We start from the raw sequence: 14,770 nt of genomic DNA, 5'->3' as shown, positions 1-14,770 counted from the left end.
TGCCCCTTCCCCGCTCTAAAGGCGGGGCCTTCCCCTTCCTGCTCACCCTCGGTGGGTGCCCCACCGCTCCCAGCAACTTCGCTCGGGGACAAGAGGCCCTTTGAAGCCCATCCCTCCAAGACTGAGTATTACCTGTCCTTTGGTAGACCCCTTGAACCATATAGGTTAAGGGAAACAGTTTTTCATGCCTATTAAAAAGAGAGGGATAGCGACAAAGAGGGGAATAGATTGATAATGCATCAGCGCAGGTCTTCCCACCTTCCCTGCGTCCAGGGCGGGGTCCCATCGGCATCATACCATTGGGTTCCATCCTGGTCGATCTGAAAATAGAAATCCCCGGTCTGTTTATTCTGAGGTGTGCTGGTAGCCGTATAATGTGTGTTGTCAGTTCTTGTTAAGCTTATAGTATAATTATCACCCGCCATGTTTGGCCCGCATCCCGCAAGGTGTGGATTAAGGCCCCCTGCATAAAACCCATGCTCTGCCCTATACATCTCTTGCGCAGCCCTGACCGTCTCCAGGGCAGTAAAGGCGTTGGAGCGACGAGATCTGGTGACATAACCGTCGTAGGCCGGGATGGCCACCGCCGCCAAGATCCCCACGATGGCCACCACGATCATCAGCTCTAATAAAGTGACCCCTCGCTTGTCCATGGGTCTCATCTTATCATCTCCCTTTTGGTTTATCTTGAAAAGAACCTGTTCACTTTAAGAACTTTGCTCATTTCCCCCTGGAATCCTTGACCCCTGGGACCCTTGATTCCTAATTTATTATGATCTCGGTCTGTACTTGCTTGATAAGTTTGTAATCCAATCTTTTATATATCCCTGGTTGCTATTAAACCTGACCCTGATATATAAGTGACAGCCATCTACACTGGGGTTCAAATTCTGTATACTCCCTATGCCGTATTCGCCCTGGGTAGCATTGGAATTTATGACCTGTATGTTACCATATCGATTGCTCAGACCCCCGGCGAACAAGGCTAAGTCGTTGGGAAACACATTGGCGCCGCTGGTGGCATGGTACTCAGCCGCAGCCGAGGCCACCTGATCGAGGACAGTGGTGATCTCCGTGATCCTCGATCTGGTCACAAAGTCCGCATAGGCCACGATGGCGATGGCAGCCAGGATTCCAACGAGGGCCACCACGACCATCAGCTCGATCAGGGTAAACCCCGCCTTCCTCCTCTCCCCCCTTGTCATCTCCTCACCCCCGTTTTCAACTCAACTAATTTTAATGGGGGTGGTCCTTTTGCTGAAAACCCCCCTTATTTGTATTACTCTCTCGGCATATATAGATCACCCAGATCACTCGCTACTCTATCCCAAGATTTTCTATAACCCCTTGACAGATCATAAGTAATATTCATGATCAGAATACAACCATCCACCGATGGGGTGATATTAGCAATAGTAGCTCGATACCTTATATTATTAACACCGTTATCAACGTATGCCCATGATGCTTTGCGATTAGATAAACTCGCGAGTTGGTTGGGTGCATTTGTTGGCCAATAACCAAGTGATGCATGATATTCTGCGGCTGCAGTCGCCAGGGCATCAAAGGAATGGGTCACTTCGCTGATCTTCGATCTAGTCACGTAGCTCGAATAGGACGGGATGGCCACAGCAGCCAAAAAGCCCACAATGGCCACCACGATCATGAGCTCGATCAAGGTAAATCCTGCCTTCCTCCCTATCCCTATTCTTACCATCTCCTCACCTTTTTCAACAATCTTTTAAGGGGGTGGTTCTCCCGTTGAGAACCACCCCCTTAATTGTATTACTGTCTCGGCATATATTTATCCTGAAGTGTACTGGCGGCGAGCCAATCTTTTGTATAACCTGTGTTAGTATCATAGCTGATAAGCATCTGCAAAGTACAACCATCCACCGCTGTGGCAATGTTAGCAATAGTAGCTATATACACTGCGTTATTTGCGTCACTATTATTATATGCCCATGTTGCCCTGCGATCAGGTAGACTTGCCAGAAGGGCTGGTTGCTGTGTTGACCAAAAACCCATTGATGCATGGTATTCTGAGGCTGCAGTTGCCAAGGCATCAAAGGCATTGGCCACCTCGCTGATCTTCGCCTTGATCGTATAGTCGATGTAGGCCGGGATGGCGATGGCAGCCAGGATCCCAACGATGGCCACAACGATCATGAGTTCGATCAACGTAAAACCCTTTTTGTTCCTTATCCTTCTTAACATCTCTTCATCCTCCTTTTATTTTTTTTCAATCTATTAGGCCTTTCTTTTGGGGGTTATAACTGCTATACCCTTGACTACCCCTATGACATATTCCACCTCCTTTCTCTATAATTGGGCACCTATATTTTGAAGCAAACTCCATGCCACAAGCAAGTATCTCCTAAGACCTTGAAAATCATCGATTTTAACCCCTCCCCATTAGAACAAGGGGACCCTGGGGTGACAATTTTGGTCACCTCATAAGACAAAAAATTGCAGTTTCCCCTTTTTCATCTTTTCTTCCATTTCTTTACCCTTCCCTCTATGGAAATAATTCCATAGCGATAACTCCATAAATTTATGAACCAAATTCCATTCCCTTGCCCTTTGATCTTTTCATTCTGATCCTTGTGTGGTATTATAATATTGATTTTTAAGATTGCAACACTTTTATGGGGCCTAGTCTTGACAGTTGATTTACCCGCACCTTTAACAATATAACAATAAGAAAATGGTGAAGATAAAAAGAACCATCTTGATGGTTATCCCTTGCCTCATCCTCGCCTGCCTGCTGGCCGGGACAGGTGCTTACCTATATTTCTCTTTCACCCTGCCCCCCATCAAATCCCTGGAGGATTATAAACCCCCTATCATCACCCAGGTGTTCTCCGATGACGGGGAGCTGATCGGGGAGTTTTTTAAAGAGCGCAGGATCGTGGTCCCCATCGAGAGGATCCCCAAGATACTGAGCCAGGCCTTTGTGGCGGCTGAGGACTCTAAATTTTTCCAGCATAAGGGGATCTCCTATCTTGGTATCCTGAGGGCCATAGCCAAAAACATCATGGCCGGGAGGATCATCCAGGGGGGAAGCACCATCACCCAACAGGTGGTCCGTTCCCTGGTGCTCTCAAGGGAAAGGACACTGTCCAGAAAGATCAGGGAGATCTTGCTGGCCCACAGGATAGAAAAGTATCTCACCAAGGAGGAGATCCTCTATATCTATCTGAACCAGATCTATCTGGGACATGGAAACTATGGGGTAGAGGCAGCCGCCCAAGACTACTTCGGCAAGGGGGTCGAGGAACTCACCCTTTCCGAGGCTGCCCTGTTGGCAGGGCTTCCCCGGGCCCCGGAGAAATACTCTCCCCTCCATCACCTAAACCAGGCCAAAGGGCGCCAGGCCTATGTATTGGGGCGCATGGTAGAGGACGGCTATATCACCAAGAAGGAGGCCGATAGGGACTACCAGGCCCCCTTAGAGATAAAAACAAGGGAGGACAAATACCTGAACACCGCTCCTTATTTCACCGAGTATGTCAGGATATACCTTCAGGAAAAATATGGGGAAGACCTTCTCTACACCCAAGGCCTCCAGGTCCATACGACCTTAGACCTCAAGATGCAGCGGGAGGCCCAAGAGGCCTTGCAGAAGGGGCTCATAGAGCTGGACAGGAGACAGGGCTATCGAGGACCGGAGATGGTCTTAAAGAGGGATGAGATTGCGGTCTTCTGTCAAGAAATGGCCCAGAAGCTAATGGAACACCCCATCAAAGCAGGTGAAACCTATCTGGGAGTGGTAAGGGGAATATCCAAAGATAAAAAGCGAGTATGGGTGCGCATCGGGGACAAAAGGGGCTACATCCCTTTCAAAAAGATGCGCTGGGCACGAACCCCCAATCCAGAGGTGGATTATAGTACTGCCTTATTGAAGGAACCCTCCCAGGCCCTTAAGAAGGGATATGTGGTTCGCGTGAGGGTGGAGGAGATACTACCCAAGGGGTTGGTGAAGCTGGACCTGGAACAGGAACCAGAGGTTCAGGGAGCCATCCTCTCTGTGGAGTTGCCCACGGGATATGTCCAGGCCATGGTGGGAGGAAGGGACTTTTTAAAAAGCCAGTTTAACCGTGCCCTGCAGGCCCGCCGGCAGCCCGGATCCGCCTTCAAACCCATTGTCTACGCCGCCGCCCTGGACAAAGGGTTCACCCCTGCCTCCATCATCATTGATTCTCCTGTCATCTACTATGATACACTCAAGGAGGACAGTTGGAAACCCAAAAACTTCGAAGAACGATTTTACGGTCCTACCACCTTGAGGACCGCCTTAACCCACTCCAGAAATGTGGTGACCATAAAATTGCTGCGGGATATAGGGGTGCCTTATGCCATCGATTATGCACGCGGGCTGGGGATAGAATCGCCGTTGACCCCTGACCTCTCCCTCTCCTTAGGTTCCTCAGAGGTCACCCTCTTGGAGTTGGTAAGGGCCTATGCTGTATTCGCTGCCCGCGGACATCTCCTTAAGCCTATCTTCGTCAAAAAGGTATTGGATAGGGACGAAAACATACTGGAGGAAAATCTTCCGCTACCCCTGGAGGCAGATCTGAAGAAAAAGGAAGGGATGATCGTTGAAGAAGATCTAAAAAGGGGTGAGGAGGGCGTTTGCCCTCAGGTGATCAGTGAAGAGACTTCTTATATTATGACCAGCCTCCTGGAAGGAGTGGTAGCACATGGGACCGGCTGGAGGGCAAGGAACCTGGGCCGTCCCTGTGCGGGTAAGACCGGCACCACCAATGAATATACCGACGCCTGGTTTGTCGGCTATACCCCCGATCTGATCACCGGGGTGTGGGTGGGTTTTGATGAAAAGAGGCCCTTGGGGAAGTTCGAAACGGGCTCTCGAACCGCCTCTCCCATCTGGGTCTCCTTTATGAAGCGGGCCTTGGAGGGAAAGCCGGTAAGGGATTTCCCCATCCCCGAAGGAATCGTCTTCGCCAAGATCGACCCCGAGACCGGTTTGCTCGCCCCGCCTGATGCAAAAGAGGCCATATTTGAGTGCTTTACGGAGGGAACTCAACCCACCACGTTTGCCAGCAAGGCCTCCTTGGCAGAGGTCGAGGACTTCCTGAAATCCGACACCATATTACAGGGGGAATGAGGGTATACACATAATTGTTTAATAATAAGCGGCCCTTTTTCAATAACGTTGCTAAAAAGGATTCTAGGATAAGTATTTCACTCGACCACTGAAACCCTTGACCCCTGGAGCCCCTGAGGGTTAGTGGGAGACCCTCCAACAGGCCACATAATGCCCGGAGGAAACCTCCTCTAAGGCCGGGCCCTGCTGGCGGCACATCTGCTGGACCTGAGGACAACGGGTGTGAAAGGGGCAACCAAGGGGAGGGGTCAAAAGGCTGGGCAGATCTCCTGACAGCGGCGATGTAATCCCACGTTGGATGGGTTCCGGCTGTGGGATGGCTTTGAGAAGTCCCTGGGTATAGGGGTGAAGAGGTGCTTGATAGATTTCCTCTTGGGAGGCGAGTTCCACAATCCTACCCAGATACATCACGGCCACTCGCTGGCTGATATACCTCACCACGTTGAGATCATGGGAGATAAAAAGATAGGTGAGATGGAATCTGTCTTGAAGCTCCTGTAAGAGGTTCAAAATCTGGGCCTGAATGGAGACGTCCAGGGCGGAGACCGGCTCATCAGCGACGATGAATTGAGGGCGCAGGGCAAGGGCCCTGGCGATCCCTATCCGCTGCCTCTGTCCCCCGCTGAACTCGTGCGGATATCTGTAGAGATGATCCTCCTCTAGACCCACAATATCCAAAAGCCGCCGGATTTCCTCCCCCCTCTCCTTCCTCCTTTCAAAAAGACGGTGTATGATTAGAGGTTCCTCGACGATCTCTTTCACCCTCTTACGGGGGTTCAGGGAGGAATAAGGATCCTGGAAGACGATCTGTGCCCTCCTGCGCAGTTGGCGCAGTCCCTTTCCCCGGAGCCTGCTGATGTCCTCCCCTTCGAAGTAAATCTCCCCTCCTGTGGGGTCTTCCAGCCGCAAAAGCAGTCTCCCCATGGTGGACTTACCACAGCCGCTTTCCCCCACCAACCCCAAGGTTTCCCCCTCCTTTATGAAGAGGTCCACCCCATCCACCGCCTTGACAACACCTTTGGCCGTAGAGAATGGGTCTTTGCGCAGGGGGAAATACTTCTTCAGCCCTCTAGCTACGACCAGGTCGTGCCTTTCATCCATAGAGCCAACACCTCGCCTGGTGCCCAGGGGCAAGGGTGATGAGAGGAGGTGCCTCCTTTCGACAGACCTCTTTGATGAAGGGACATCTGGGATGAAAGCGACAACCGGGGATCTCCTCCAGGGGATTGGGGACACTGCCAGGGATGGGACGGAGTTCACCCGCATGGGGTTTGGGGATAGAGGAAAGCAACCCCATGGTATAGGGGTGTCTGGGATCAGCAAACAGGGTCTTTACATCAGTATATTCCACCACCTTCCCCGCATACATGACGGCAACGTGGCCCGCCGTCTGTGCAATGACCCCCAGATCATGGGTAATAAGGGTCATCGCCAACCCCCTTTGATCCCTCAACCCCTGGATCAGCTCCAATATCTGGGCTTGGATCGTTACGTCCAGGGCCGTGGTGGGCTCATCGGCGATCAGAAGCGTTGGATCACCGGCCAGTGCAATGGCGATCATGACCCGCTGTCGCATCCCACCGCTGAGCTGATGGGGATAATCCTTCATCCTCAGTGCGGCATCAGGCATGCCCACTGATTTGAGAAGCTCTATAGCCCTTTGTCTCGCCTCGCTCTTCTTGAGCCTCTTGTGTACCAGCAGGGCCTCGGTAACCTGGGCCCCAATGGTAAATACGGGGTTCAGGGAGGTCATAGGTTCCTGGAAGATCATCCCTATCTCCCCACCCCTGATCATGCGCATCTGTCCTTCCCCCAACTCCAGCAAATTCTTCCCCCTAAATACGATCTCTCCTCCAACGATCCGCCCCCTGGGCCTGGGGACCAGGCGGAGGATGGAAAGGGCGGTCACACTCTTGCCACAACCGGACTCCCCCACTAACCCCAAGGTATATCCCCTTTCTAACCCCAAATCCACATCGTCCACCGCCTTGATGACACCCCAGCGGGTAAAAAAATAGGTCTTTAACCCCCTTATCTTGAGCAGGCCATTGTTCATAGAAATATCTACCGTCATGAAATAGGGCTCACCCCTCATTTGTGAAAATACCACGTTATCAAGAAGGGTTCAAGGATTTGAGGATTCAAAGTGAAGGGTTCTAGGATTCCAGGATTCCAGGATTCTAGGATCCTAGTGATCTGCCTATGGCACATCACTCTGGGGGCGCAGCCCCCAGGCCCCAAAGAGGAAATTCTTTATTGGGGTTTCAGGGCCGATGCATCGGCCCTGAAGAAAACCTGGAGGTCGTTTGCTCAACCACTGGACCCGCTCGGCTGTCTTCGACCCTGAGACTTCGGCGTGAGCTCAGTCGAACGCTCAGACCGAAGGGAGCTCGCCGCAAGCCCTTGGCCCCTGGAACCCTGTATCTATTGGCTCCAATTTCAGGAGAGCTTGAGGGGCTCATTCACCCCTCAACGGAAGGTTGAAAATAAAAAAGGGCCATTCCTCCTTGAAGGTGAGAAAAAAGACCCCTAAAAGTTCTGGTGCCGAAGGCGGGACTCGAACCCGCACAGGCAAACACCCACTAGACCCTGAACCTAGCGCGTCTACCAATTCCGCCACTTCGGCACAAATCCATTGCAAAAACCCATAATGTACCCTATACTAATCCGTTAATTTAGTCAAGAGGGGGCTGGGAAGGGCACATGAGAATAATAGATGATCTCAACTTTACCAGAGAGGAGTTCTCTACCCCCGCCCTGACCATTGGAAGCTACGACGGCCTCCATCTCGGCCACCAGGAGATCATCAAAAGGGTCATCGAGAAGGCGAGGGGCTGGGGGGGCGAAGCAATGGTCCTCACCTTTGAACCCCACCCTGTAAAGGTCCTTTACCCGCAGTTGAATATCCCATTGATCACCCCTTATAAAAAAAAGGTGATGCTCTTGGAGAGGTTTGGTATAGACGTCACTATCAATCTTCCCTTTACCAAAGACATATATGAGATGTCCGCGCAGGAATTTGTCCAAGAGATCATCCATAAACGGATTGGCCCCCACTGGGTAGTGGTCGGATTCAATTTTGCCTTCGGAAGGAATAGGGAGGGTACGGCCGAGAAGCTGAAGGAGTTGGGGAAAAAGCTCGGTTTTGAGGTGGAGATTATCCCCCCTTATACCTTGGGCCACGAGGTGGTGAGCAGCACACGGATAAGGGAATTGACCGTGCAGGGGGAGATTAAAGATGCCAACCGCATGCTGGGCAGAAATTTCATCATCCTGGGTAAGGTCATCCATGGACACTCTCGAGGGAAGGGACTGGGTTATCCTACCGCCAACCTGGAGATCACCCAGGACCTCTACCCCAAAGAGGGGATCTATGCCACCTACGTAACCCTTGGGAAAGAGACCTACAAAGGGGTGGTGAACATCGGGGCCAACCCAACCTTTGGCGATGAGGAATTTTCCGTAGAGGTCTTCCTCTTCGACTACCAGGGGGAGCTCTACGGGAGGGAGTTGAAGGTGACCCTGGTGGACAGACTCCGGGATGAGAAGGCCTTCCCTTCCCCTGAAGAATTGGTCCGACAGATAGAAAAGGATATCAAGCGGGCAAAGGAGATCCTAAAAGGGAAATGAATTGGAAGTCCTGGATTGGGTTCGTAATCAGCCTCTTCTTTCTCTATCTGGCCTTTCGTCGGATAGACTATCGTCTACTGCTGGAGAGCTTGAAGGGCACCAACTATCTCTATCTGATCCCGGTAGTTGTCATCATCTTCGTAAACATGGCCCTGAGGGCCTTACGGTGGGGATACCTCCTGTACCCCATAAAAAAGATAGGGTTCCCCAACCTCTTTGCTGGTATCATCATCGGCTTTATGGCCAACAACATCCTCCCGGCCCGCATGGGGGAGATCGTGCGGGCATATGTCATTGGCCGCAGCGAGAGAATCAGTAAAAGCTCATCCTTTGCCACTGTTGTGGTGGAAAGGTTGTTCGATGGTTTTACTGTATTGGGCATTCTCCTGGCGGTCCTGATCTTTATCAACCTGCCCTCTGGAAACATATATTTTAAGAAAGGCCTACAGGTGGCAGGGTATATAAGCGTAGCCATCTATGGTGTCACATTTATAATATTATTCATTATTAAAAAGAGAACAAACTGGTTTCTCAAATTCGCCTCCCTCTTAACACGCCCCTTCTCCTCACGGTTGACTGAAAACGGAATCTCCAACATCCTCTCTTTTAAGGAGGGTCTCCTCTCCGTGGAAAGCGTCAAAACCCTTCTGATCACCTTTGCCTACTCACTCTTTATCTGGGGGGTCTTCGCCTATGCCATCTACCTAGCGGGGCTCTCCTTCGGGATCAAACTTTCGGTTGCAGCATCTTTGCTGGTCCTAGTAGCCATCTGCCTGGCCATGATCATCCCCTCCACCCCGGGCTACATTGGTACCTATCACGCCTCGGTAACCTACGCCCTCATCCTCTATAGTGTCCCTCTGGAGAAGGCCCTGGGGTTTTCCATCGTCTTTCACGCCACCAACTACATCCCCATCACCCTAGCCGGGTTTTTGTACCTGTGGAGACATCACTTAAGTCTGAGAGGGATAAAGGGAGAGGAGGAAGGGCGTTCGGAAATATAAGGGGTGTAGTTAACTCACTATTTTGATAATCTTTGCTGCACTAACTCCTCATAAAATCTGACCCCTTCCATATCACCGAGCTTTAAATAGAGATCTTTGAGCCTCTCATAGGCAAAGGGGTCATCTCCCATTTGCTTATAGATATCGATCGCCTCTATGACCATATCGTTCTTTTCATAGGCGAGGGCCAGAGCGTTGAGGACCTAGCTTTAACTGCCGAATTGAAAATCTCGCAATCCCTTCTTAAATCAGGTCAATTCTCACCAAGAATATAAAGTAAAGTGTTGACCCCATTTCTCTTACACAACCCCGTATTGCTAATAGAACAACCCGTATTAAATAATCCTCCAGTTGCAACCATTTCTGTTGTAGCCATTCCCGTTCAAGAATCCCCATCTCCATATACTCCTGAACCTGATGGCTACATCCTCGGAAGGGGAATAGGTGTAATTGGTGGATATTTACACATCATGGGAGGGATAAAATGAGGATGCAATATATCCTAATTCTAATCGCTTGTATAGGTATTTTAGGGGGATGTGCTCATAGTCCTACACCAAGGCAGCAGGCTATATTAGATGACCCTACAATTGACCAAAGATACAAAGATGCCATGATGCAAAAGAAAGTGATAGCAGGAATGACTAAGGACATGGTAAGGACTACATGGGGAAATCCTGCAAGCACAAGTTTCGTAGGAGAAACGGAGATATGGACATATACCCATGGATTTGCCGGAGGGGCGTTCAGGGCCTATTATGGGCTAGACTCTATTTACCGACACGTATGCTTTGAGAAGGGAAAAGTGGTTGGTGTTGTGAATACAAGGACGCACAACCTTCCGCTTTTCCTTCTGGATTAGGTAAATTAAAAAGCTGAAATATTTAATGTTCAACCTGATGGTTATGGTATTAGGGTAGGGAAGGATACATTTGGGCGTCCTGTTTATCCGACCCCCTTACAGTAGCTTATGTTTAGTAACTTCCTTCACATCCTCTGTTAAGAAAAAGTATCTACTTAAAGGATACTGGCAAAAAGGGGGACGCTGGTTCTAAAGCAACTTGTGATATAATTTTCGAAGGTATTTGTCCTTAAACCCATGGGTAGTGATTTTGGGCCAGTTCTTGCTTTTTGCCTTCCCCATCAAAACCCATGAGGTTTACTAATCTTTCAGGGGAGCTAAGAGGGAAGGGAAGATTATTAGGGAGCATGAGAAATGTTTCTTAGAAAGTTCGTTATTGTTATTATAGTTGCTTTGATCATTTCCTTTGTTTCCTTCAAAGTTATTTCTTCATTGCACTTGCTCCTTAAATCTGGCTCTATAGAAAATAGATTTTTTAAGGGCCTTTTGCTCATTGGGCTCAGTTTACCTATTGCCTATTGCATGGTTTTCTTTATGTACCGTTATGGTGGCACCATCTGGTCTTTCTTTGAGTGGATAACGAGACCACATGTCGAACCACCTGATTTTAGCTGTGTCCGGTGCCAGTCAGTCCGGGTTATTATCCATGAGCGCAGAGAAGATAACTGCATACGGAGGATCTTCTGGTGCAAGGATTGTGGCTATGAGTGGTCTAATATAGAACTAAAAACGGAAGAACCCGAAGCACATGAATCTGCACCCCCAAAGGCTGATTTTAAATAGAAGAAAATAGAAGAGGAAAAGAAATGGGGTCAACACTTTACTTTATATTCTTGGTGAGAATTGACCTGAGCAGTAATTGTGGCATGTCTTGCTTTTTGCCTTTCCCATAAAAATCCAAGAACTTTATTAAGTATCTTAAAAAAATACCAAATTTGTGTTAAAAGATCTTGTAAATGCTGAAGACTTCCAATATGGGGAAATGTCTGAATGTGTTTCCCTCATGAGTTTCTAGGCAATTACGAGGATCTCCTCGAGAAACATTGCAGGTGGGGCAAACGTTATGAATGCAATTGAAAAAGAGGTTCTTGGCCGATTTAAAGCGTTGTTGCTTGAACGAATCCGTCTGTACAAATTGATCCTTTTCGGTTCAAGGGCCCGCGGAGACGCCGATCCATACTCTGATATGGACGTAGTTGTGATTTTAGATGACCCACTAGATGAAAAGGCCAGGAGCGATGTCAGCGATTGTGCATGGGAAGCTGGTTTTGAGCATGGGATTGTTATAGTTCCAGTAGTGTTCAGCCGCAACGAATGGGAAAATGGACCAGAACGTCAATCTCTCCTTGTTCAGGCTGTTGAAGCGGAAGGGGTACCAATATGAAAAACGATGAAATCTCCAACCTTATCCGATATCGCATGGAACAGGCTCAGATCGCCCTTGATGATGCACGATTCCTCTTGGATGGAAAACGCAGTCCGCAAAGTATAATCAACCGATCCTATTACGCCATGTTCTATGCAACTCTTGCTTTGCTGCAGAAAATTAGGAAGGTTCCTTCGAGGCATACTGGAGTAATTAGTCTCTTTGATACGGAGTTTGTCTTGAAGGGTGTATTTCCAAAAGAACTCTCCAAAGACTTTCATAAGACCTTTGAACTCCGCCAAGTTTCCAATTATAAAGTTATCGAACCATCTTTTCCTGAGAAGGCAAAAGAGGCTCTGAACAAGGCAGTTTGCTTTGTTGACGCCGTGAAAGAATACCTCCTTGCGGCAAAAACTAGTGTATGAGGTAAGGCTTGTTTTTTGCCTTTTCCATCAAAACAGGGATGGGCGAGGGGCCAAGGGTAAGGGGCGATGGGATGATTTTTTCTGGTTATTGGGTTATACAGAAAATTTTCTGTGTATAAGTAATAGTTAGCTGTATTTGATAAACAGGAAAGGAAAATCTTATGCAAAAAAAAGAGCGTCGTTCCGAAAAAGATCGAAGATCGGGATCATATCGCAGGAAGTTTAAAGATCCTAATTACAAAGGACCTGAACGCAGAAATAGTCGAGATAGAAGAACCGGAAAGGACAGGAGAAAATCTTCTTAGAGAGCTATAGTAGGGTTAGCCATTTGTTATGATTAATATGGAATAGTTTTTAGGCTTGTTGGGGTCTGTGGGGTCAGGCAATCGTAATAAAGTATTGAATTCTCATCGGGCCCGCGCCAGGCCTTTTTTTTGCCTTTCCCATCAAGGCCCATGAAGTTGACTCAGCAAGGAGGTGATTGTGGCGAGAGGAAATATTTGACCCTCAATTTTGCAATTTTTAAAATCAAGTTGACAAAAACTTACCTATTTGATATAAAAATAAAATAAATTTTATATATAAGGAGATATAAAGTGCGCACACTTTTGGATATCCAGGATGACCTACTCAAGGAATTATTGAACGAGACAGGCTCCAGGACAAAGAAGGAGGCGGTGACCATCGCCATCAAGGCATATCTGGACATAAAGAGGAGGGAGCGGCTCGCTTCTTTGATGGGCAATTATGAATTTGGTTATGACCTCAGAGAACTGGAGCGCTCAAGGGAGGACCGTGGATAGGGTCATCATAGATACCTCGGCCTGGATAGAGTCCTTCCGCCCGGGGGGCGACCAAGAGCTAAAACAGATGGTAAAGGAACTGATCCTGAGAAATGCCGTTCTGCTACCCGGAATCATCAAGTCAGAGGTCCTGAGGGGGGCGAAGTCGGAAGGGGAATTCTCCATGTTGAAGGACCTTCTTAGCGGCCTCATTTATCTCCCGGTAGAAGAGGATTTTGGGGAGCGAGTTGCACGTTTCTCCTTTGAGCTCTTTCGCAAAGGTCTCTCTGTCCCTCTAATAGACACGTATATCGCCCTCCTAGCCATAGAGGAAGATGTCCCTCTCCTTTGTCGGGACAAACACTTCTCCTGGATAGCTGATAAAACAGGGTTAAGGCTTTTATAAGTGGGGACGAAAACTTTAGTAAGTATATTTTTTTCAAAGAAGAAATGGGGTCAACACTTCACTTTATATTCTTGGTGAGAAGTGACCTGATTTTGAGAGCAAATGGACTCATGTTTTGCTTTTTGCCTTTCCCATCAGTTTGAGCTAAAGGCTGATGAGAAAATCGCGGCCATTCCATGGTTTCTCTTGGAAGGACATCCATAGTGTCATCTCACGATATCATCGACAACAGAAACGAGAAGCTTTCAGACCATATCAACACTATTTTGCAAGGACTGAGAGGGCTAAGTTTGCTGTCGGGTACTTCTTTTTATCAGGATTTGAGGCGATTAAGCATAGGCTGAAAGATCTCAAGGAACTGCGTCTCCTCATTGGGAATACCACAAATCAGGCCACCCTTGAGCAACTATCAGAGGGATTCAAGAGGCTTGAACTGAAGGACGTAGAACCATACAGGCAGGCTCACTTTCATTTTCTGGATTTCGATAGGTTCTGTAACTTTTCTTTATCTCCAACAATTAAAGCTTCTTTTTTGGCCCGGGACCAATGCTTGATTTGTGATTCACGTTTACGTGCCTCAGAGAAGGTATCAATTTTTTCAGTGTAGACAAGACCTACGGGAGGATCGAATTTCGTGGTTCGACAAGCCTTGCCAGAACAATGGTCTCTATAACGCTGATCCAGATCTGTAGTTGCACTGATGTATAAAGTTCCAGAGCGCAATCTGAGGATGTAAAAGTAAGCTGGCACTAGAGGTCTCACCGTCTAAGTCTTCTGGCCCTTCGACAAGCCCCTCGGTAAACTCGGGGCAAGCTCAGGGCCATTTCGACTCGAGATTCATCCTTATCTATGATGGCGTAAGCCTTGAGCGAAAAAGGGGTACCATCTTTTGATGGAGCCCCTTTTGAGTCGAAATGGCTCCCTATTTTAGACAATTTTCGCACACTGCATTTAAGGTTTGAAAATATAATAATGACAAGGAACTAAAGGAACCCCTCCCTTTCGGCTTGCCCCAGCCTTCGGCTGTGGCTGTGTCCTCGCCTTCGCTCCTTTTATAGGTTTTATAACTAAATGCATATTTAATCTATTTTGCCTGTACTCGGTCAATTAAGCAATAAGACAATTGAGGTTATTGTCAAACTCAATTTTCATTCCATCCAGAAT

16 protein-coding genes and 1 tRNA gene are annotated in these 14,770 nt (G+C 48.4%); 8 read left to right on the top strand and 9 right to left on the bottom strand.

Annotated elements, in window-relative coordinates; all coding sequences use genetic code 11:
* Window positions 1–239: 239 nt before the first annotated feature.
* From JRI46_09940 to JRI46_09925, 4 genes are all read right to left on the bottom strand, one after another.
* Window positions 240–653: a prepilin-type N-terminal cleavage/methylation domain-containing protein gene (locus tag JRI46_09940; GenBank protein MBW2039899.1), complete on the bottom strand. Its 414-nt coding sequence runs from the start codon at window positions 651–653 to the stop codon at window positions 240–242.
* Window positions 654–770: 117 nt separating this feature from the next.
* Window positions 771–1,205 carry a prepilin-type N-terminal cleavage/methylation domain-containing protein gene (locus tag JRI46_09935; GenBank protein MBW2039898.1) on the bottom strand — a complete coding sequence of 145 codons (435 nt, stop codon included), beginning with the start codon at window positions 1,203–1,205 and terminating at the stop codon, window positions 771–773.
* A gap of 74 nt (window positions 1,206–1,279) precedes the next feature.
* Complete coding sequence (locus tag JRI46_09930; protein ID MBW2039897.1) at window positions 1,280–1,702, bottom strand: prepilin-type N-terminal cleavage/methylation domain-containing protein; 423 nt, start codon at window positions 1,700–1,702, stop codon at window positions 1,280–1,282.
* Between the two features lie 83 nt (window positions 1,703–1,785).
* Window positions 1,786–2,205, bottom strand: a complete 420-nt coding sequence (locus tag JRI46_09925; GenBank protein MBW2039896.1) for a prepilin-type N-terminal cleavage/methylation domain-containing protein — start codon at window positions 2,203–2,205, stop codon at window positions 1,786–1,788.
* A 529-nt stretch (window positions 2,206–2,734) separates the two neighbouring features.
* On the opposite strand from JRI46_09925, the gene JRI46_09920 reads away from it, so the two are divergent.
* Window positions 2,735–5,131, top strand: a complete 2,397-nt coding sequence (locus JRI46_09920) for a penicillin-binding protein 1A (GenBank protein MBW2039895.1) — start codon at window positions 2,735–2,737, stop codon at window positions 5,129–5,131.
* A 120-nt stretch (window positions 5,132–5,251) separates the two neighbouring features.
* On the opposite strand, the gene JRI46_09915 is transcribed toward JRI46_09920, so the two are convergent.
* From JRI46_09915 to JRI46_09905, 3 genes are all read right to left on the bottom strand, one after another.
* Window positions 5,252–6,232, bottom strand: a complete 981-nt coding sequence (locus JRI46_09915) for an ATP-binding cassette domain-containing protein (protein ID MBW2039894.1) — start codon at window positions 6,230–6,232, stop codon at window positions 5,252–5,254.
* The gene (locus JRI46_09910) at window positions 6,225–7,187 is read right to left on the bottom strand and encodes an ABC transporter ATP-binding protein (protein ID MBW2039893.1); all 963 of its coding nucleotides are present in this window, start codon (window positions 7,185–7,187) and stop codon (window positions 6,225–6,227) included. Before JRI46_09910 ends, JRI46_09915 begins: the two co-directional genes overlap by 8 nt.
* Window positions 7,188–7,670: 483 nt before the next feature.
* A tRNA-Leu gene (locus JRI46_09905) sits at window positions 7,671–7,757 on the bottom strand.
* Window positions 7,758–7,834: 77 nt separating this feature from the next.
* Here JRI46_09905 and JRI46_09900 point away from each other — a divergent pair.
* On the top strand, window positions 7,835–8,761 hold the full coding sequence (locus JRI46_09900; protein MBW2039892.1) for a bifunctional riboflavin kinase/FAD synthetase: 927 nt from the start codon (window positions 7,835–7,837) through the stop codon (window positions 8,759–8,761).
* On the top strand, window positions 8,758–9,765 hold the full coding sequence (locus JRI46_09895; GenBank protein MBW2039891.1) for a flippase-like domain-containing protein: 1,008 nt from the start codon (window positions 8,758–8,760) through the stop codon (window positions 9,763–9,765). Before JRI46_09900 ends, JRI46_09895 begins: the two co-directional genes overlap by 4 nt.
* Before the next feature lie 17 nt (window positions 9,766–9,782).
* Here the strand turns inward: JRI46_09895 and JRI46_09890 are convergent, their stop codons facing one another.
* Window positions 9,783–9,929, bottom strand: a complete 147-nt coding sequence (locus tag JRI46_09890) for a hypothetical protein (GenBank protein MBW2039890.1) — start codon at window positions 9,927–9,929, stop codon at window positions 9,783–9,785.
* 320 nt (window positions 9,930–10,249) lie between these two features.
* Here JRI46_09890 and JRI46_09885 point away from each other — a divergent pair, with 320 nt between their 5' ends.
* From JRI46_09885 to JRI46_09865, 5 genes are all read left to right on the top strand, one after another.
* Complete coding sequence (locus JRI46_09885; GenBank protein MBW2039889.1) at window positions 10,250–10,627, top strand: hypothetical protein; 378 nt, start codon at window positions 10,250–10,252, stop codon at window positions 10,625–10,627.
* 1,063 nt (window positions 10,628–11,690) lie between these two features.
* Window positions 11,691–12,011, top strand: a complete 321-nt coding sequence (locus JRI46_09880) for a nucleotidyltransferase domain-containing protein (protein MBW2039888.1) — start codon at window positions 11,691–11,693, stop codon at window positions 12,009–12,011.
* Entirely contained in the window at window positions 12,008–12,418 is a 411-nt protein-coding gene (locus JRI46_09875; protein ID MBW2039887.1) for a HEPN domain-containing protein, read from the top strand. Before JRI46_09880 ends, JRI46_09875 begins: the two co-directional genes overlap by 4 nt.
* 596 nt (window positions 12,419–13,014) lie before the next feature.
* Window positions 13,015–13,221, top strand: coding sequence for a type II toxin-antitoxin system VapB family antitoxin (locus tag JRI46_09870; GenBank protein ID MBW2039886.1), 207 nt, complete (start codon window positions 13,015–13,017; stop codon window positions 13,219–13,221).
* Window positions 13,214–13,606, top strand: a complete 393-nt coding sequence (locus JRI46_09865) for a PIN domain-containing protein (GenBank protein MBW2039885.1) — start codon at window positions 13,214–13,216, stop codon at window positions 13,604–13,606. The genes JRI46_09870 and JRI46_09865 overlap by 8 nt, the downstream gene beginning before the upstream one ends.
* Window positions 13,607–14,074: 468 nt before the next feature.
* On the opposite strand, the gene JRI46_09860 is transcribed toward JRI46_09865, so the two are convergent.
* Window positions 14,075–14,356 (bottom strand): GIY-YIG nuclease family protein, encoded by a 282-nt coding sequence (locus JRI46_09860; GenBank protein ID MBW2039884.1) that lies wholly within the window; start codon window positions 14,354–14,356, stop codon window positions 14,075–14,077.
* Between the last annotated feature and the right edge of the window lie 414 nt (window positions 14,357–14,770).

This window comes from Deltaproteobacteria bacterium (assembly GCA_019308925.1).
Classification (GTDB): Bacteria; Desulfobacterota; B13-G15; order B13-G15; family RBG-16-54-18; genus JAFDHG01.
Note: the sequence above shows the minus strand (reverse complement) of the source record. Positions and strands in the feature narration are given on the sequence as shown.

What these genes read in the sequence shown, in the direction of transcription:
- JRI46_09890 (MBW2039890.1), bottom strand. Translation starts at nt 9,929, where the DNA reads ATGGTCATAGAGGCGATCGATATCTATAAGCAAATGGGAGATGACCCC.
- JRI46_09875 (MBW2039887.1), top strand. Translation starts at nt 12,008, where the DNA reads ATGAAAAACGATGAAATCTCCAACCTTATCCGATATCGCATGGAACAG.
- JRI46_09885 (MBW2039889.1), top strand. Translation starts at nt 10,250, where the DNA reads ATGAGGATGCAATATATCCTAATTCTAATCGCTTGTATAGGTATTTTA.
- JRI46_09895 (MBW2039891.1), top strand. Translation starts at nt 8,758, where the DNA reads ATGAATTGGAAGTCCTGGATTGGGTTCGTAATCAGCCTCTTCTTTCTC.
- JRI46_09880 (MBW2039888.1), top strand. Translation starts at nt 11,691, where the DNA reads ATGAATGCAATTGAAAAAGAGGTTCTTGGCCGATTTAAAGCGTTGTTG.
- JRI46_09900 (MBW2039892.1), top strand. Translation starts at nt 7,835, where the DNA reads ATGAGAATAATAGATGATCTCAACTTTACCAGAGAGGAGTTCTCTACC.
- JRI46_09915 (MBW2039894.1), bottom strand. Translation starts at nt 6,232, where the DNA reads ATGGATGAAAGGCACGACCTGGTCGTAGCTAGAGGGCTGAAGAAGTAT.
- JRI46_09910 (MBW2039893.1), bottom strand. Translation starts at nt 7,187, where the DNA reads ATGAACAATGGCCTGCTCAAGATAAGGGGGTTAAAGACCTATTTTTTT.
- JRI46_09940 (MBW2039899.1), bottom strand. Translation starts at nt 653, where the DNA reads ATGGACAAGCGAGGGGTCACTTTATTAGAGCTGATGATCGTGGTGGCC.
- JRI46_09920 (MBW2039895.1), top strand. Translation starts at nt 2,735, where the DNA reads ATGGTTATCCCTTGCCTCATCCTCGCCTGCCTGCTGGCCGGGACAGGT.
- JRI46_09935 (MBW2039898.1), bottom strand. Translation starts at nt 1,205, where the DNA reads ATGACAAGGGGGGAGAGGAGGAAGGCGGGGTTTACCCTGATCGAGCTG.